At 59.8% G+C, this 18,115-nt stretch carries 16 protein-coding genes and 1 pseudogene; 6 read left to right on the forward strand and 11 right to left on the reverse strand.

Annotation, left to right across the window (positions count from 1 at the left end; all coding sequences use genetic code 11):
* Positions 1 to 93: 93 nt before the first annotated feature.
* The 10 genes and pseudogenes from tnpB (ACWGS8_RS34725) to ACWGS8_RS34770 form a co-directional block, all read right to left on the reverse strand.
* Positions 94 to 303, reverse strand: a complete 210-nt coding sequence (gene tnpB, locus ACWGS8_RS34725; RefSeq protein WP_454585139.1) for an IS66 family insertion sequence element accessory protein TnpB — start codon at positions 301 to 303, stop codon at positions 94 to 96.
* Between the two features lie 96 nt (positions 304 to 399).
* Positions 400 to 1,407 (reverse strand): tyrosine-type recombinase/integrase, encoded by a 1,008-nt coding sequence (locus ACWGS8_RS34730; RefSeq protein WP_454585140.1) that lies wholly within the window; start codon positions 1,405 to 1,407, stop codon positions 400 to 402.
* Entirely contained in the window at positions 1,404 to 2,336 is a 933-nt protein-coding gene (locus ACWGS8_RS34735; protein ID WP_454585141.1) for a tyrosine-type recombinase/integrase, read from the reverse strand. The genes ACWGS8_RS34730 and ACWGS8_RS34735 overlap by 4 nt, the downstream gene beginning before the upstream one ends.
* A complete protein-coding gene (locus ACWGS8_RS34740) occupies positions 2,333 to 3,568 on the reverse strand; it encodes a site-specific integrase (protein ID WP_454585142.1) in 1,236 nt (411 codons plus the stop codon). Before ACWGS8_RS34740 ends, ACWGS8_RS34735 begins: the two co-directional genes overlap by 4 nt.
* A 143-nt stretch (positions 3,569 to 3,711) precedes the next feature.
* Positions 3,712 to 3,828: pseudogene (gene tnpB, locus ACWGS8_RS34745) on the reverse strand (IS66 family insertion sequence element accessory protein TnpB); the annotation flags it as partial.
* Positions 3,825 to 4,256 carry an IS66-like element accessory protein TnpA gene (tnpA, locus tag ACWGS8_RS34750; protein ID WP_454585143.1) on the reverse strand — a complete coding sequence of 144 codons (432 nt, stop codon included), beginning with the start codon at positions 4,254 to 4,256 and terminating at the stop codon, positions 3,825 to 3,827. The gene tnpA and the pseudogene tnpB (ACWGS8_RS34745), both read right to left, overlap by 4 nt.
* 351 nt (positions 4,257 to 4,607) lie before the next feature.
* Positions 4,608 to 5,729 (reverse strand): IS110 family transposase, encoded by a 1,122-nt coding sequence (locus ACWGS8_RS34755; protein ID WP_454585144.1) that lies wholly within the window; start codon positions 5,727 to 5,729, stop codon positions 4,608 to 4,610.
* A gap of 590 nt (positions 5,730 to 6,319) precedes the next feature.
* Positions 6,320 to 7,723, reverse strand: a complete 1,404-nt coding sequence (gene ehuR, locus ACWGS8_RS34760; protein ID WP_454585145.1) for a MocR-like ectoine utilization transcription factor EhuR — start codon at positions 7,721 to 7,723, stop codon at positions 6,320 to 6,322.
* A gap of 1,272 nt (positions 7,724 to 8,995) precedes the next feature.
* Positions 8,996 to 9,685, reverse strand: a complete 690-nt coding sequence (locus ACWGS8_RS34765) for a hypothetical protein (protein ID WP_454585146.1) — start codon at positions 9,683 to 9,685, stop codon at positions 8,996 to 8,998.
* Positions 9,686 to 9,698: 13 nt separating this feature from the next.
* Positions 9,699 to 10,865, reverse strand: a complete 1,167-nt coding sequence (locus tag ACWGS8_RS34770; RefSeq protein WP_454585147.1) for a M24 family metallopeptidase — start codon at positions 10,863 to 10,865, stop codon at positions 9,699 to 9,701.
* Positions 10,866 to 10,962: 97 nt separating this feature from the next.
* Here ACWGS8_RS34770 and ehuR (ACWGS8_RS34775) point away from each other — a divergent pair, with 97 nt between their 5' ends.
* From ehuR (ACWGS8_RS34775) to ACWGS8_RS34800, 6 genes are all read left to right on the forward strand, one after another.
* Positions 10,963 to 12,363, forward strand: a complete 1,401-nt coding sequence (gene ehuR, locus ACWGS8_RS34775; RefSeq protein ID WP_454585148.1) for a MocR-like ectoine utilization transcription factor EhuR — start codon at positions 10,963 to 10,965, stop codon at positions 12,361 to 12,363.
* A 374-nt stretch (positions 12,364 to 12,737) separates the two neighbouring features.
* On the forward strand, positions 12,738 to 13,568 hold the full coding sequence (gene ehuB, locus ACWGS8_RS34780; protein ID WP_454585149.1) for an ectoine/hydroxyectoine ABC transporter substrate-binding protein EhuB: 831 nt from the start codon (positions 12,738 to 12,740) through the stop codon (positions 13,566 to 13,568).
* Between the two features lie 87 nt (positions 13,569 to 13,655).
* The gene (gene ehuA / locus ACWGS8_RS34785; RefSeq protein WP_454585150.1) at positions 13,656 to 14,441 is read left to right on the forward strand and encodes an ectoine/hydroxyectoine ABC transporter ATP-binding protein EhuA; all 786 of its coding nucleotides are present in this window, start codon (positions 13,656 to 13,658) and stop codon (positions 14,439 to 14,441) included.
* 61 nt (positions 14,442 to 14,502) lie between these two features.
* On the forward strand, positions 14,503 to 15,174 hold the full coding sequence (gene ehuC / locus ACWGS8_RS34790) for an ectoine/hydroxyectoine ABC transporter permease subunit EhuC (protein ID WP_454585151.1): 672 nt from the start codon (positions 14,503 to 14,505) through the stop codon (positions 15,172 to 15,174).
* A gap of 4 nt (positions 15,175 to 15,178) precedes the next feature.
* Positions 15,179 to 15,838 (forward strand): ectoine/hydroxyectoine ABC transporter permease subunit EhuD, encoded by a 660-nt coding sequence (gene ehuD / locus ACWGS8_RS34795; RefSeq protein ID WP_454585152.1) that lies wholly within the window; start codon positions 15,179 to 15,181, stop codon positions 15,836 to 15,838.
* 109 nt (positions 15,839 to 15,947) lie between these two features.
* Positions 15,948 to 17,042 carry a M14 family metallopeptidase gene (locus ACWGS8_RS34800; protein WP_454585153.1) on the forward strand — a complete coding sequence of 365 codons (1,095 nt, stop codon included), beginning with the start codon at positions 15,948 to 15,950 and terminating at the stop codon, positions 17,040 to 17,042.
* A gap of 34 nt (positions 17,043 to 17,076) precedes the next feature.
* On the opposite strand, the gene ACWGS8_RS34805 is transcribed toward ACWGS8_RS34800, so the two are convergent.
* Positions 17,077 to 18,115 (reverse strand): aminotransferase class III-fold pyridoxal phosphate-dependent enzyme (locus tag ACWGS8_RS34805; RefSeq protein ID WP_454585154.1); only part of this gene is annotated, 1,039 nt, incomplete at its 5' end.

The following is an 18,115-nucleotide window of genomic DNA, read 5'->3' on the forward strand; positions in this document are numbered from 1 at the left end:
CACCTCCTCGGTCCTTGATGCCGTCAAAAGCCTGCGGAACCACACCATCAATCACCTCGACCTCAGAATCTGTCAGCCTCACAAGGAGGGGTATCAACATGCATAATCGAGTAGCGCCGACAGTTGCGCGGCCGTCAGCCGCATCATGCCGTCATGCACTTTCGGCCAGCGGAACTCCCCATCCTCCAAACGCTTGGCATAGAGGCAGACGCCGGTGCCGTCCCAGAAGATCAGCTTGATCCGGTCGGTGCGCTGGCCCGGAAGACGTAGACCGCGCCGCTGAACGGTTATGTGGCACGCCACATAACCGTTCTTATGCGTCGGGCGAGATTATGTGGCGGAGCCGCCCTGACGCCCGTCAGGGCCGGCCAAACCCAGCTTGCCTCCGCCACATAATATTTAGATGCTGTTCAGCAGTTGCAGAACGGCGTCGTTCGGTCGGAAACGCACGCCGTGGTCGCCGGCGACGCCCGCCTTCTCGAGTCCGTTGCGCATCATCTCGACATCCGCGGCGGCATAGCGGTGGGTCGTGGCGACCTGTGCGTGCCCGAGCCAGGCTTGGATCGTCAAAAGGTCCACGCCGGACTGGAGAAGCTTCATGGCGAGGGAGTGCCGGAAGATGTGCGGCGATATGGGCTTTTCGGCCAAGGCCGGCCTGATAGCCACGGCCTCGGCGGCCGCACGCCGCACGATATGGGTCGCTCCGAAACGAGTCAGGCGCTCGTTGCGGGCGCCGACGAATATCGGTCGCGGCTCGTGATGGGCGATCCAGCGCTCGCTCAACAAGGTTGTCAGCGCTCGCGCCAGGTCCTTAGGAATGGGGACGACGCGGTCTCTGCGCCCTTTGCCGCGCAGCAGCACTTGCGGATGCGGCCGCTCCAACTGAAGGTCGTTTGCGTTGACGCCGGTGGCTTCGGAGACCCGGGCGCCGGTCCGTGCCAAGAAAAGCAGAAAGGCTCGATCGCGCCGACCACGGGGCGTCTTTGGATCGGGCGCCGCGATGAGGGTGTCCACTTCGGCCTTGGTGAGGTGGTACGTCACCTCAATGTGCGTCCGTTTAATGGGAATCGTCAGCACGCGTTGGGCGACGCCGAAGGACGCCGGGTCGGCGGCAGCGACGTGGTGGAAGAAAGATCGGATCGCGGCCAAGCGGGCGTTGCGCGTGGCGACGGAATTGTTCCGCTTCTCCTCGAGCTCGTCGAGAAAAGCGAGAACGAGGTCTCGATCAAGCTCTTCGAGCGCCAACGCCGCCGGCTTCTTCCGCAACCGGGCGGCGGCAAAGAGGATCAGCATGCGCAAGGCGTCGCGATAGCTGGCCACGGTCGCGGGAGTCGCGTTGCGCTGCTTGGTCAAGCGCCGGCGAAAGTAGGACTCCAGGAGCGGCGCCAGGAGCAAATGTTCGCTCATGCTGCACCTCCATCGAGGAAGGCGCGCTCCGCCGCAATGGCGAGAAGATCCGCCGAGCCAGTGAGGTAGTAGGCTGTATCGCTGTAGCTGGCGTGACCGAGATATGTGGCGAGCAAAGGCAGCAGCGCCTGAACGTCTGCACGCTGTTGGTGCCAGAGGCTGAGGCGGGTCACGGCGAAACGGTGCCTGAGATCGTGCGGCCTTAACGGCTTGCCGCCATCAAGATGGGCGAGCTTGCGGACCTCAGCAAAACCGTTTTGCAGGCCGGTCGCCGAGAGGCAGTTGCCTCGGGAGCTGAGGAAGAAGGCCTGGTCCTTGGGCGTGGGAAAAGCAGCATCGCGCTCACGCACATATTGACGAAGGGCTGTTTGGGTCGTCGTGTGAACTGGAACGAGACGGTCCTTGCGGAACTTCGTCTTCCGAACGAGGAGAACCCCGTTGGCCAGATCGACGTCGGAACGATCAAGGCTGACCACTTCGCCCGATCGCAGCCCCGAGCTCGCCAACAATCCGATCAGCGTCGCCATCGTCCGCCCTCTGAAAGGGGTGCCTGGCGAAATGCGGGCGCATGCGTCGATGAGCGACGCCAACTCTGCCTCGCTGAGGATCCGCGGAGGCGGAATCGCTCTAGATCTGGGGAAAGCTCTGCGCTCCAAGGCCTCGGTTCGGACGTCATAGACGGCGAGATACTCGTAAAACCGGCGGAGCACGCCGTGGCGAGTGACGCGGCTGTTGGCGGCGCCGCCGAACGATAAGGCGAAATCCAGCGCCATCGCTCGAGTGGCGGGGGCATCGAGCTGAGCGCGCTCAACGTAGCGGACGAAAGCCCGCAACGTGCCGGCTTGCTTGCTGAAGGCGTAGCCGAGGGAGTGGCGCAACTCGAAATACCGCTCGGCCTTCTCGCCGAGGAATCGGGCGAAGGCGGTCATGCGACGCCTCCCGGAAAGGGGAGTGCGACCTCGGCGAGCTGCGAGGTCGCGACCTTTACGTACAGCGCCGTTGTGTTGATGCTCTGGTGCCCGAGAAGATCGGCGACCTCGTTGATCGGCCTTCGCTGCCTGACAAGCTGGGTGGCAAGGCTGTGGCGCAGAAGATGCGCACCTCCGACCCGCCCAAGTTCGATCCCGCCATGCCGCAACCGCTTCCGTACGATCCTCGAAACAGGCGACGCGCACTTGAACGGTCCCATGGGCGGCGTGAAGGACAGGAACAGATACGGACTATCCACCTTCGGTCGAGCGCGCAGGATGTAGTCGGCGAGCGCGGCGCCGGTCTCCTCGAGAAGCGGCACCACGCGATCACGCTTGCCCTTGGTGCGCCGGACTAAAACCTCGCCAGCTCGCCAGTCGATATCCTGCAGCTGAATGGCGCGTAGCTCGCCGTTGCGAATGCCCGTGGTGGCGAGTAGCAGGAGGACGGCTCGATCGCGGATGTCGACCGGCGTCGTTGCGCCGATCGCATCGATTGCGCGCCGAACGTCATCCCATGCAAGGCGCGGCGGCAAGTGCGCCAAACGCCAATGGGGCGTCCTTGGGACGACGCAGGCGAGATCTTTGTCGTGGTGCCCAGCCCAACACAAAAACCGAAGAAATGTTCGGATGTGAGAGGTCGCCGCCGTGCGGGTGGCAGAGGTCGCCGATAGCGACAGCCGATGCTCAACGGCGGCGAGGACGTGCTCCGCCGTCAACGCTCGGAGCTCTTGGCCGAGATGATGATGGCGGAACCAACCCAGAAAGCGGCGGCCGCCCAGGAGAACGCCTTCGCGGGTCCTCGGCTCCAGGCCCCTCACCCTGCGCAGATAGTCCGAAAAGGAGGCCAGAAGCGGAGCATCTGGATCATCTTCTACAATGGGAACGGAAGCAATGAAACGCTCCGGAGCCACTCGTCGTGCGTGTCCCAACGCCGACACTGCTCCAATGCGTGAAGAATCCGTAGTAAACGTGTGCAAATAGTTATCGACAACATCTTGACCGATCGGCATCGAACTAGAGCGCGCGGCAAAATGACTGAAGCGTGCAATCCGGCTCAAGTAAATCTTGGCGGAGGCTCGTTTGTAACCAAGCGAGAGAAAGTGCTCCGCGATGCGATCCATGTTGGCGCCAAGCGCCCCGCTACGAAGGCGCTTAAGCACCCCACGATACGAAAAATAGAACTCGAGCATCCTGCCCCTCCGACATTGCGGCGCGGGGGAATCCCGCGCCCGTGAGAGAGACACGAAATATTATGTGGCGGAGGCAAGCTGGGTTTGGCCGGCCCTGACGGGCGTCAGGGCGGCTCCGCCACATAATCTCGCCCGACGCATAAGAACGGATCGGCCCCCATTGTCTCTCGCACCAGCGCCGCCAATCCCTCCGCACCCTTGCGGAAGTCGACCGGCTTCGTCGCCACCATGACCTTGACCGCACCCGTCGGCCCGATCACGACGTCGCCTTCAGCGCGCGGATCACTGCGGTCACCGTCCTGGTATCGGCGCCACGGCCGACCCGCATGGCGATGCCGTCGATCTCAAGCTCGATCACGCCGGCGTCTCGGGTGGCTTTCCGTTTCCGCTGCTTCGATGGACGCCTGGCTACAGGCTCCGGCGCCACAACCGCCGGCACGAAGGCAGGAGAATCTTGCTGCACCGAAGCTGCCTGTTTGCGCGCTTCCCGGCGCCAGGCGAAGACCTGCTGCGGCCTGAGACCATAACGGCGGGCGACCTCGGAAATGATTGCATTCGGCTCCAGCGTCTCCGCGATGATCCGCGCTTTGTCATCCACAGACCAATGACGCCGGCCGCCAGCACCGTTGATCACCTCGAAACGCCGAAGCTGCCGCTCCGGGTCAAGCGTAAGGTCAAGTCCAGACACAAGCCGATCTCCGATCCCAATACAGGATCGGCAACCTCACAGATCGCGACCACTCCCGAAAGGTGGCCTCACAACAGCGCTCTGATGTCCGCAGTCAAGGGCTTGGACATGGAGGTACGTGCGATCGCGAGATCGGCTGTTCATTCTGATGGTCGCGCATAGGTGGAGGCGGAACTGAAAGACGTCGGTGATCAAGCTCTGATGCGCGGATTGGCTACCGCATTCCCGATTATGCGTCTGGGGCTGTTCCTATCTTACTTCGGGCGTCGGTCTTTGCCGGCCACAAACCGTCTGACGGACATTCCCCTGCCGTGGTTCCGCCTCCGCCTATGGGCGAGGATGTTGCCGCCACTATGACGACGGGGGCAGGCCGCGCGCCTCCGCCGCGACAGCCCACATGAAGCCAGCCAGTTCACGGGCGATCGCGGTGCAGATCACTGTCGTACGTTTGCCGCGCGCGGCCAGCTTTCGGTAGCGGGTCGTCAGTCGGACCTGGGCCTTCCATGCTATCTCACGCACGCGCTGCGGTGCCTGCTCCAACTGGTATAGCTTCATCTTTCCGATCTTCGGTGGATGCCGATAGGTCCAGGCGCTCTCGACCAGCATGTGCCGGACGCGGCCGTTTCCCGCCTTGGTGATACCGCCGCGCCTGATCGTCTCTCCGGTCGATCGCTCGCTAGGAACCAGGCCGAGATAGCCCATGAGCTGCCGCGGGCTCTCGAAGCGGCTCGCGTCACCAACTTCCGTGGCGAACGTTACAGCGATGATCAGATTCACTCCACGCAATGCCTGCAGTGCTCGCACGAGCGGCGCCAGAAACCAGGCGGGAACGAATTCCTCGATCGTGCGCTCCAGGCGTTCGACCCGCTCTTTCGAGACGCGCACCGCCTCGACCATCTCCTGGAGCGCGATCTGATGTGCTGGATGGTCGAAACGCTGCTCTTGCAGCCAGCGCAGGTAGCGCATCGTCCAGCTCGTCTTCCGGGGGTAAAGCCGACCATGCTTCAACATGAAGGCACTCACTTGTTGGCGGTGCACACGCAGCGTCTCGACTGCTGCTGCCCGAGCGCGAACGAGATCCCTCACCGCTTCGTGGTCTTCGTCGGGAACCCACACCGCGGTCAGCTCGCCGGCCCGCAATAGCCGGGCGAGCGAGATAGCATCACGACGGTTCGTCTTTACCCGATCCCCAGGCTTTCTTGGGATCAGTGACGGCGCAACCACGGTGCACTCGTGCCCGAGCGACCGGATCAGGCGATAAAGGCCGTATCCGGTCGGCCCAGCCTCGTAACAGAAATGAACGTGATCAAAGCGGCTGACGATCCGGCCGATGATCCGCCGCATGGTGGCGGCCGACGCGTCCACCTCACCGAAGAAGCGAACCTCTCCCTCCCGGCCCGCCTCCGCAATCGCGATAGCGTTCTTCAGCTTCGCAACATCGATTCCGACAAATGCCTCTCTATAATCCGCCACGGCTCGTCCTCCTGTGATGAGGATCGGCTCGGCCCGCCCGAGCAACCCTCGGACGCGCAGTGTAGGGCGAGCCACCTCACCGGCAGAGGCGGACATACGGTCTTACGATCGGAATGGCGTCCGGCTTCACGTCGGAATCTGCATTCGTTGGCACGTTGAGGCGCCCAACCCGAACATCATCAATTGACCTTGGAAACGACCATGACCCCGGCGATGACAATGCGGAGATCCGGATCGACATTGCCCCCAACTAAAGAGCGATACACATTCCGCGTCTTGCAGACCAATACGCCGAGATTGCACCCGTGGGCGGAAGGGGAGTGCAGGCGACCTGGAGGCATGACGTGAGCTACAACACCCGACATCGAATCGCGAAATCTATGCCGGAGGCAGATCGTTACTAATTTAGACGACCGTATGGAACTCACATGCAGTCATCCGCCACAGGGCTAGGCTGCCTCAAGGGGATCATTCAACGGCAAATGCCTCGCCCATGTTGGCGTCTAACGGACCAGTTCGCGCGCTGCTTTGCTACAACGGCTCTTCGAAAGCCCCGCGCCTTTGATTCTGGGATACGCCACCACGGCTCTTCAGCCTTGTTCAGTAGAAAACGTTACAGGTTCAGGGCTCTCCTGCAGCAGGGTAGCGATGCGGTGAATGCCCTGCGAAAATTGATCGTCGTCCCGGTTCGTGTCGCCAAGAGCAATTCGGATTGCACGAGGATCAGCCGCACGACCTACGATAAATGAATCCGGCGACGGCACGAGAACGCCACGTGACCGCGCCTGTTCGACGAAATGGCGTGACCGCCACTGCTCTGGAAGATGGAGCCAAACGTGCATTGCATGGTGGCGGACCGCGGCTTCTGACAGCCCAAGGATATTTGTGACCATTTTGTTCCGCTTCTCCAACTTCCTTCTTTGCCAATCGATGAGGCGATCGGCGGTACCGTCATAAAGCCACCTCGAAGCAACTTCGGCTGTCCAGGTGTTTCCCATCCACTCGGGGACCGGCAGCCGCGACATAATCTGCGCAATGGTCGGGGCAGGTCCTACCAAATAGGCGCAGCGCAAAGAAGACATCACAGTCTGAGACAAACTAGAAACATAGAACGTCCGCTCTGGTGCGAAATGCCAGATCGGCTTGGGCCTCCTGGGCATCAAGGGGCCGAAAACGTCGTGTTCGACTATCAGCATATCGTGCCGACGAGCTAAGTCGGCGATCTCGGCGCGCCGGGGCTCTTGCATGAGTGAAACAGTGGGATTGTTGTAGCTGGGAGTGATGCAGAGAAGCTTAATCGGCTCCCGTTCGTGCGCATCCTCAAGAGCTTGGGGGATAATACCTTGGTCATCAAGTTCGATCCCGCGAAGGCGAAGGTGGAGCCTCGAAGCATTGCTGATGATGGAGGGAGCCGCCAGTGCCTCGGTCGCGATTGTATCATCGGCAGTAACGGTGTTGGCCATTGCTATCCAAATGCCGTGAGCAGCGCCATTCGTAACGACAACCTCGTCGGGAAGTACATCGACGCCGTTGCGCTCCAGCCAGACCGCCCCTGCCTTTCGATGGGGCATCAGCCCATGTGTCGCCGGGCGCTCAAGCAAGCGCTTTATCGCCGGATCTTTAGCCAGTTCCAACATCGCTTGCTTTAGTGCCTCGACGTGGAGGTCCGAAACGACTGGTGTCACGTCGGAAAAGTCAAAGACGGTTGCACGCTCCTTGTGGGCAACTGACCCGCGGCTTTGGTTAAATCTGGGATACTGCACAAATGTGCCGCGCCCGATCTCGCCCGACGTCAGCCCTTTTCGCTGAGCCTCGATATACGCCTTGGCCACCGTCTGTACACTTATTCCTAGCTTCCGTGCAAGTTCGCGCTGCGTCGGCAACTGTTGCCCCGGATGCAGTTGCCTGGACCGAATTGCCCCCTCAAGTGCCTCAACGATCGCCTTGTAGCGAGGCGCTTTTGTATCTTTGATTTCCGGTAGCCAAATTGACATGGCCCTCGGCATCGATCCGCCTAAGCATTCGCGTCCACAGCTTTGTCAGGAAGATCCAGGCCGACGCTGGAGCGTCTGGCTATCGATGGCCAATGGAGGAAGGAGCCTGATATCTTGGTCCTTTGCGCCGCATCGCTCCACCACAAGCCCATCTTCAAGAGCCTTGCTGCCCATTTTTTTCCCACCAATTTCTCCCGCAATCACGCCCAAGCATCATCCCCCTTCCGCGAATTAGATTTTATGTTGTCGGCTAGGTTGCGCTATCAGCAAACTTCACAAGGCGACAAAGCGCGAACCGTGGGGTTTTATTCAAGTCTTTCAAGCCAAATAAAGAGTTGTGGAGGCTTTGTTCAGCATAGAGTGACTCACTCCGGACCATTGGACGTTTAACAGAGTATCCATGAAACGAACTTCTATTTTTCGGCGTGCTCTCTTGTTGGAGATTTAGACCTGGTTGCTACGGCGCCCCCGCTAGAAGCGTTTAATTTGCCCACTTCCATTTTTAATATGAAAAATTGACAGCATTTAGCGAGATAGCCAGCTAGCTCCCGAACTGGGGCCTACAAATCATTTGCGGACTACCATTATCTTTCTTTCGTGACAATTATGGAAAGCATTTGTCGACGCAACGCAAGATACTGAGCCGGGAAGCATGAGTCTTGCGGAAGCCTTCCTTTGACGGTTGACGGCCAAAGCTCTAGCAGCTTACGGTCTAACCAAGCGTGATTTAACTTGAAATTTGCGTTAAGCCGGTATTACATTTCTGTAAGTGGCGATTAAACGTGACCGAAATTGGCAATCGGCACCCGGGTTGAGCGGGCAAATCGCCGGCACATCAGAAAGCTGCCCCCCCGACCGGTACGGCGTGATGTCCGCTTTGCTGGTAAGGCGGCTAGCCCTGCACCGAACGTCCGATGTAGCTCGGGCGATCCGAGCCGATCCTCATCACGGGCAGCTTGCAGGGAGGCGTTTGTCGGTTTGGATGTTGGCAAAGTTAAAGGAACGCCCTCGCGATTGCGGATGCGAGACGTTCGCTTCTTCGGTGAGGTCGACTGATCTTGCTCGAGAGGACGTGCCCGATGATGCGACTGCGGGCTGCCTGAATAGCGCCGAGTTCAACCAACCTTAAAGCATCGCCTACAGAGCTCCTACCTCACGATGCTGGCGGTTTTCCAGCGCAGCCCCGAGGCAATTAATCGTGACCCCTCCTCCTTACACGAAGATAAAAAAGCGCTGACCCCAAGGGGTTCAGTTCACGCAAAAACGCCGACCTCATACCTGCGGGAGCAGGGCGTTGACCGTGGAAACAATGTCAAACGTTGGACGCTGCAGCAGCCTTTGAATTTGCGGAATAAATGCCGAAAACGCACAGCACTCCACAATGACCGCGCCGAGCTTTTCGTCAAGCAAGGATGTCTCGCAGATGCGATTTAGCGTCGTTCCGATGAGATCCCAATCGTAAATCGCGTCAGCCCGATTTATCAGCTTCCAGGCGTCCGTTTGTTCAATCCCGACCTTGACGATTCTTTGGTGGTCGGCTTGCGGCCATGCGGCCCATAAATGCGCGTCGGACAGAGCTGTCGAATCGAAGCAGATGATTCCGATCTTCTGGTCTACCGGGGTAATGGCCGCAAGGAGTGGTAGAAGCAGCAGGCTGGACGCGAGGGTAGGCACGCTTACCGCGGAGGCGATAGCCTCCTGGTAAAGCACCGAATAGCCGCAGTTGGAAATAATAGCCGAGCTGCCACGTTCTTCGAGGCGACGGGCAGCTCGAAGATACGCGCCCTTCACATGAGGAAGGTCATGAAGAATATCGGGTACCGATACGGCTTCAACCACCTCTGAGATCATGCCCTGCGGGAACAGGCCGATCTCGCCGAGACATCGTGAGGGATAGCTCGCAGGTTCCGGCTCGTCGAGGCGAAGCAAGCCGAGCGGCTTGGCTGGTGGGATCAACGTCAAAGAGCGACCTTCCTTAGGGGACGACAAACAGTTCGCGGGGTATCCGGCAGAAGGATTCGTGGCCTCTTTCGGTCACGAGGATGGTTTCGCTGAGGACAAAGCTGAGGGCGCCCTGCCACATGCCGAGGATAATGTGGAAAGTCATGTTTGGCTTAAGTTCGGTTGCGTCGCCTGGACGTAGACTGGCGGTATGTTCGCCCCAGTCGGGTGGATAGCCCAAGCCGATCGAATATCCAATCCTCGATGGCTTGTTGAGCCCAAAGCGTGAGATCACACCGCGCCAGACCCCTTCGAGCTGTGCGCAAGTCCGCCCCGGCGAGACGGCATTAAACACGGCTTCCATGCCTTCACGAACGACGGCTGCGAGCTGAAGCAACTGATCGGGTGGGTTGCCCAGATAGACGCTTCTGGCCAGACCGGCGTGGTAGCGGGCCCGACAGCCTCCGAGCTCGATGTTTGCCACGACGTCAGAACCGACAGGATCGTCCGTCCAGGAAAGGTGGGGCGCATCGGCTTTGGGGCCTATCCCCATCACCAGACCGCCAGGAACCGCGCCTCCGAATGCCCCCGTGCCGGCAATCTGTGCCTGCATGATGCGTGCCGCCAGATCGCATTGCCTGATGGTGGGCGTAATAGACTCGATTCCCACCTCCATGGCGCGATCCGCGATCACCCCAGCCTGTCTTATCAGCTCGATTTCGGCTTCGGACTTGATGATGCGAACCCAGTTCACCAGATCCGAGGCATCCCTGAAGGTGCAACGGGGCAACGAGGCATGTAGCTTCTCGAAGCAGCGTGCGGTGAAGTAATAATTGTCCATTTCGACGCCGAGAACGCGCGCCCCAAGGCCTCTGCGCTCAAGCTCCTGGGCGATGAACTCCATCGGGTGGCGTTCGGCTGATTGCACGTAGTGGTCGGGGTAGCCGATCACGTCATGTGGCTGCAAATAGCATGTCGCCTTAGCACAGGGCACGTCGATGCCACGTCCGATCCAGATTGGCTCATGATCAAGTGCAATAATGGCCATTTGATGCGTGTAGAAGGACCAGGCATCATAGCCGGTAAGATAGTTCATATTCTCCGGCGACGTAATCAGGAGCACCTCGATTTGGCGCTGCAGCATTGCGTCCCTGGTTCGTGCAAGGCGTCGTGCATACTCTTCCAATGTGAATCGGGACATTGCTGTTCTCTTTTGCGGTTCAAGCCGCTAGGTGATACGACGACGCTTGCCGTGTCAATCAGCGTATTGGATCATGCCAATATCAGCCGGAGGAGCGATGATGCGTTGGACCTGGAAGCCCGCGGTTTCTGCCTCAGGCGGAGCTCGCTACCAGGCGATTGCTGATGCGATCGCCACTGCAATCGATGCCGGCGAGCTCCGGCCCGGAGAACGGCTGCCCCCTCAGCGCGATCTGTCCTTCCGAATGGGAGTGAGTGTTCAGACCATATTTAGGGCATATGCTGAACTCGAGCGGCGCGGGCTCGTCTCAGGGGAGATCGGGCGAGGCACCTTCGTTCGGTACGCAAATCCCGATAAAGTGCCGAGCTCGATTGTCGATAAAAGGGAAGAAGACCATCTGGATTTCTCGACAATGGCGCCTATCGCGGGACAAAAGCATGTCGAGGCGCTGCGGGATATGCTGGCTGCGCTGTCAAAATCACGGGAACTGGAATCGCTTCTTGCGCACAGGCCAATTGTGGGGCTGCACCATCATCGAATGGTCGGCGCCGACTGGTTGAAGACGCTTGAGCTAGGAGCATCGCCCGAGACGATATTGATCACCAATGGCTGCCAGCACGGCCTTTGGGTTGCACTTTCTTCGGTGGCGGAGCCTGGCGATATTGTCGCTGCCGATCATCTGGTTGACAGCAGCGTCATCACGGAATCCACGATCCTGAAATTGCAGTTACGCGGGTTGGCCAGCGACGAACGTGGAATTCTTCCGGATGCCTTCGCCAATCTTTGCAAACGTGAACGGGTAAAGGCCATTTGCGTTACGCCCACTCTTAACAATCCCACTGTCAGCCTGATGGACGAGGATCGACGGCGAGCTATCGCCGAGATCTCAAGAGAGTTCAACGTGTGGATCATCGAGGACGACGTCTTCGGTCCCCTGCTGGGCAAGAGGCCACGTCCTATCGCAGCGATTGCGCCAGAGCGCACCTGCTATGCGACGAGCTTCTCCAAGAGTGTGCTCCACTCACTGAGAACTGGCTATCTCTTGGTGCCGGAAATTCTTATGTCGCGGGCGATTTCGCGCCTGAGAACGACAGGGTGGATGTCGAATTCATTCGCCGCGGAGATCAGCTGCAGATGGCTGACGGATGGAACGATGGAGGAACTCATCGCCTGGCAGAGACAGAAGCTGGCGGGCCGACACAACGTTCTTGATCGGGCGCTTAAGGGCGCTGAGAGGAGTTCGCACCCGGCCTCACTCCATGTTTGGCTGCCGCTTCCTGGTCTGTGGCGGACTGGTCCGTTTATCGAGGAAGCCAGGCGAAGAGGTCTGCTGATCACAGGGCCGGATCCCTTCATAGTCGGCCGAGAGGCGGATCCGCATGCTGTGAGGCTCACTCTCGGCGACTCCGTTCGAGAAGACAATGACTTCCAGCGCGGCGTAGAGACACTTGCGCGTCTCCTCGCCAGTGACCCGGAACCCAGTTCACCGGCCATCTGATCGGAAGCTCGGCCGGACATCTTTTGCATGGCGCCGTCCTCTTCCCTGCCGTCGCCTTTGTCCCGGCAGCGATCGCGCGGTTCAATGGAGCGTGGACGAAGCCGCCGCGCCGACCTGCAGTCTGGCAAGATCGTCGCAATTGGATCATACCAATTTGGCGATTGACATGCATCCTCTCGTGCTAAAAATTGGTCTGGTTACCAGCAACTTCTAACGGCAGGCTTCAGAAGGCATTCGGGAGCCGTGTCGATCTGGACAAGCCGACCGGGATCGGTGGAGGCCCGGCCACCTCAAACCAATAAGAAACGAAGGGAACGAATATGACCGGACACCACAGCTCCGTACTGCGCCGATGCACCTTTTATGCGGCTACCATGGCTGCCGTTCTCTGCGCGACCACAGCATCCGGGATCCGGACGGCGTCCGCTGAGGACGCAGTCGCTGCACTCAAGCAAAAGGGCGCCATAACGTCTGGCGTCGCCAACGAGGCGCCCTGGATGGTGGTTGGAGCAGATGGCTCCCTGACGGGCGTCGGCCCCGATGTCGATCGCGAGGCCCTCGCTGCCACCGGCATTTCCAACTTTGCCGCACAGGTTATGGACTATGGTGCCATGATTCCCGCCCTCCAGGCGCGCCGGGTCGACATAATTTCTTCCGGGGCGCTCTTCATCAAGCCTGCCCGCTGCGAGCAGGTCATCTACTCGGAGCCGGTCGTATGCAACTCCGAGGGCTTCATGATGAAGGCTGCTCTCAAAGGAAAAATCCAAAGCTACAAGGATGTGGCCGACGCGAATTTGCGCATCGGAGTTTGCGGTGGCTGTTCGGAACAGCGTTTCGCAACAGATGCAGGTGTCGCAGCGCAAAACATGGTGATCTTTCCGGATGGCGTCAGTGCGGTCAAAATGCTGCAGGACGGGCGCATTGACCTGTTCGCCTTGCCGGATGCTTCGTTGGAAGCCTTGCAGGGTCAAAATTCGGACGCTCCGTTGGCCGTCGTCTTTCCGGTAAAGGGTACGCCGATCGGCTGTGGCGGCGCGGCATTCAACAAGGAAGACGTTGCCCTTCGCGACCTCTACAACCAAGGGCTGGCGAAGATTGTCGCGAACGGCCGCTATGCACAAATCATGGCAAAGTATGGCCTTTCCTCGCATGTGCCCTTGCGCGAGGGGCAGACGACCGCGGCCCTGTGTTCAGCCTCCCAATGAGCTGTCGTTCGGGGCGGTGCTCAGCCACTTCGTCTGAGCGCCGCCGGTGATTGCACAGACGCGAGAGCAAACCTGGAAGAATTCACAATGATGACCCCTGCCGTCGAGTTTCGGGGTGTCCGCAAGCACTTTGGCGGCCGAACGGTTCTCAATGATCTTTCGTTCTCCGTGGCAAGCCGGGAACGACTGGCGTTGATCGGCCCCTCCGGGTCAGGCAAGACGACCGTGTTGCGCATCCTTATGACGCTGGAAGGTATCAACGGCGGAGAGGTCTTGGTCGGCGGACAATCGGTCTTCTCCGAAGCACGAAACGGATCACAGCAACCAGCCTCGGCGAAGCATTTAAGCCGGATGCGAAGCCAGTTCGGGATGGTCTTTCAGCACTTCAATTTGTTCCCGCACAAGACAGTGCTGGAGAATGTCACCCTTGCGCCCATCCTTAACAAGCAAAGCAGCCAAGCCGCGGCTCGGCAGGCCGGGCTGGAATTGCTCCAGATGGTGGGGCTCGAGCAGAAGGCCAACGAACGGCCCGCTGCGTTGTCGGGGGGCCAAAAGCAGCGCGTCGGCATTGCCAGGGCTCTGGCGCTGAAGCCACAAATTCTTCTCCTTGATGAAATCACCTCCGCCTTGGACCCGGAACTTGTTGAAGAAGTGCTAGCCGTGATTACCCGGCTTGGCCGGGAGACGGAGATGACAATGTTGCTTGTCACGCACGAGATGAGTTTTGCCCATGAATTTGCCGATCGGGTCATTTTTCTCGATGCAGGCTCCATCGTGGAAGAGGGGTCTCCCGATAAGATTTTCCGCGAGCCGTCTTGCGAGCGCACGAAGGTTTTCTTGAAGAAAATCCTCGCTGCTGGCCAACGACTGTGACTACAGCGCCAAGCCCTCCAAACGATGAGCAGGTGCCAGAGGCAGGGAAGGTTGGTCCGCCATGTCGCTGATCGGTCAAGGGTTGGGCTACTTGCAGCTGATCCTTCTCGGTGCCGTGGTGACCATTGAGATCACGGTCGCCGGGGCGCTCGTCGCCTTGCCGGCCGCCTTGTTTGCGGGGCTGGGGAGGTTGTCGCGGGTTGCTGCCGTGCGCTGGGTCAGCACCGCCTACATCGAATTCTTCCGCGGCACCTCGGTCATCGTTCAACTGTTCTGGGTCTATTTTGCGCTTCCGCTGTTCGGCATCCGTCTTTCTCCCTTCCAGGCTGGTTCGCTTGCGCTCGGCTTGAACGTGGGCGCCTATGCGGCCGAGGTCGTCAGGGCTGCGGTGCGCGCCGTACCGGCTGACCAGCATGAAGCCGCACTCGCCCTGAATTTGAGCCGTGGCCAAACATTGCGGCATATCATTCTCCCGCAGGCGTTCGTCATCATGCTTCCGGCTCTCGGCAACGCCGGTATCGAGCTCCTGAAGGCAACCTCGGTAGTTTCTCTCATTTCATTGGCGGACATGACCTTCAATGCCCAGGTCGTCCGAATGCAGACCGGCCAGACGGCGGGCCCATATCTCTCGATCCTGGTCCTTTATTTCATCTTGGCGTCTGCTATCGCGTGGGCCACACGTCGACTGGAGCAGCGTGTCAATTTTGGCCTCGATCGCAGTTGGAAGGCCTGACCGGATGACATGGGACTGGCAATTCGTAGCCAAGATTTTGCCTGACCTGCTGGCCGGCCTGTTGATCACAATCGAGGCCACCTTGCTTGGGTCGGCCATGGCCATGGCGCTCGGATTGTTTTTTGCCTTCGCTCAGCGTGCCCGCAGCGCAGCGATACGGCGAGCAGTCAGGTTGTTTGTAGAGTTCATTCGCCGCACGCCGCTGCTCGTTCAGCTGTACTTCCTGTTCTACATCCTGCCCGACCTCGGCATTGTCTTGTCACCCCTCAGTTGTGGGGTGTTGGGCTTGGGCCTGCACTATGCGGCCTACACTTCCGAGGTCTACCGCGCGGGCATCGACAATGTGACGCGTGGGCAGTGGGATGCCGCGAAGGCCTGCAACCTGTCTGACTGGCACACCTGGTGGGAGATTATCCTGCCCCAGGCCATTCCGCCGATGATTCCCGCCCTGGCTAACTACTTCATCGCGATGTTCAAGGAGACACCGATCCTGTCGGTGATCTCCCTCATGGAGGTCATGGGCGTGGCGCGACAAGAGGCGAACATCTACTACCGCTATCTCGAACCTATCTCGATGGTCGGGTTGCTCTTCTTGACGGTGAGCATTCCTGGCATCGTGCTGACCAGGCATCTCGATCGCATCTTCAACTCCGAGCGACGATAGTCGCAAAAGCCATTTCGCTTGGACGCGACGCTTTTGAACTGGCTCGCCCATCACCAAAGTGCACCTCGGCCGCAACCTCTCGCGAGAAAACCGGCCTTCGGAGTAGCCTATGTCCAATGTGAACGCCTTTTTTTCGGCGAACTACCAGGAGGCCCGTCACAAATTCCGCGAGGCGGCGGTCCGCGCCGGTGCCAAGCCCGTGCAATGCCGGCACTCTGGGCTTGGTCCGAATGGCGAAGACCTTACTACCGACATAGCCGTCATAGGCGACATCGCACTGCCCAACCTTGTGGTCGTGACCACAGGTCTGCATGGGGTGGAGGGATTCTGTGGATCGGGTTGTATCGTCGGGATGCTGGAGCAGCGCGTCCTTGCCGAGCAAAACCCCGACACCGCCGTCCTGCTCGTCCATGCGCTCAGTCCCTATGGATTCGCCTATCTGAGACGAGTGGACGAGTGCAACGTCGACCTGAATCGCAACTTCATTGATCACGCCAGACCGTTTCCAAGGAACGACGAGTACCGCAAATTACACGACTTGGTGGTCCCTCAATCCTGGGAGGGGCCGTCGAGAGAGGCCGCGGAAACGGCCCTTCGCTCTTATGTCGAGCAGAACGGCCATCAGGCGTTCATTTCGGCCTTAACCAAGGGCCAGTATGAATTCCCGGACGGCATGTTTTTTGGCGGTCTCTCCCCTTCATCTTCCAACCTGCTGTGGCGGCGACTGCTCAAGGAACATGGCTCCCCGCGAAAACGTGTTTGCGTAATCGATGTCCATAGCGGGCTTGGCCCTCGCGGGTATGGCGAACTGCAGTTCGAGGGCCGCTCGTCGGATCCGGAGTTCAAGCGGGCTCAGGTTTGGTACAATGACGAGGTCACCGCCCCGGACAACGGTTCGTCGTCTTCGGCATCACTCACCGGCTATAGCGCGACCGCGGTCGCCGAAACCCTGCCCGGCGCCGAAAGAACTTGCGTCACGCTGGAATTCGGCACCCTCGCATTGGAGCAGGTGCTGTTCGCTTTACGAGGCGATCATTGGCTACACGCCAGGGCGTCGAATGACGAGCGACTGAGCCGTGAAATCAAGCAGCAGATGCGTGAGGCTTACTTTTGTGAAAATGCCGATTGGAAACGAGACATAGTCGATCGCGCAGCGCAGGTGTTTTGCTGGAGCTTGCAAGGGATCAGTTCGACGAGCACTTGAGCGATATCCAATTCTGGCGAGCGAGGGCGCCTTCCTAGATTGTCGCGAGGGCTGATCGGACGGCATCGGCAGTCTTGGCCACCACGATGTCGGCTTCCTCGCGGGTGAGGCAGAGCGGCGGCGCGAAGCCGAGGATGTCGCCCTGCGGCATGGCGCGGCCGATGACGCCACTTGCGGCAAGGGCCGTGGCAATTTGCGGTCCGATCTTCAGCGAAGGATCGAAGAAGACCCGGTCGTCGCGGTCTTTCACGAATTCCACCGCCGCCAGCATGCCGTCGCCGCGGACATCACCGACATGTTTGTGTCCGCCGACAGCCTTGGCCAGCCCGGCACGGAAATACGCGCCGGTCTCGCCGGCATTTTTCACCAGGTCCATCTCGTCGATCAGTTCGAGATTGGCGACGCCGGCGGCAACACAGATCGGATGCGCCGAATAGGTCCAGCCATGGCCGAGCGAGCCGAGCTTGTCGGAGCCTTGCACCAGCACCTGCCACATCTTTTCGGCGACGATGACGCCCGACAGCGGCGCGTAGGCCGAGGTCAGGCCCTTGGCGATGGTGATCAGGTCGGGCTTCATGCCGTAATGATCGGAGCCGAACATCGTGCCCAGCCGGCCGAAGCCCGTCACGACCTCGTCGGCGACCAGGAGCACGTCATACTTCTTCAGCACCGCCTGGATCTTTTCCCAGTAGCCGGCGGGCGGCGGCACGATGCCGCCGGTGCCGAGGATCGGCTCGCCGATGAAGGCGGCGACGGTTTCGGGACCCTCAGTCAGGATCATCTCCTCCAGCTTGTCGGCGCAGTGTTGCGAGAACTGCTCCTCGCTCATCGAGCGGTCGGCGCGGCGGAAATAGTACGGCGCCTCGGTGTGCAGCACCGGCGCGCGCGGCAGGTCGAAGGCGTTGTGGAATAGGTCGAGCCCGGTCAGCGATCCAGTCATCACGCCCGAACCGTGATAGCCGCGCCAGCGCGAGATGATCTTCTTCTTCTCCGGCCGGCCCAGCACATTGTTGTAATACCAGATCAGCTTGATGTTGGTTTCGTTGGCGTCCGAGCCGGAGAGGCCGAAATAA

The sequence above is a fragment of the Mesorhizobium sp. 43Arga genome (assembly GCF_053714255.1).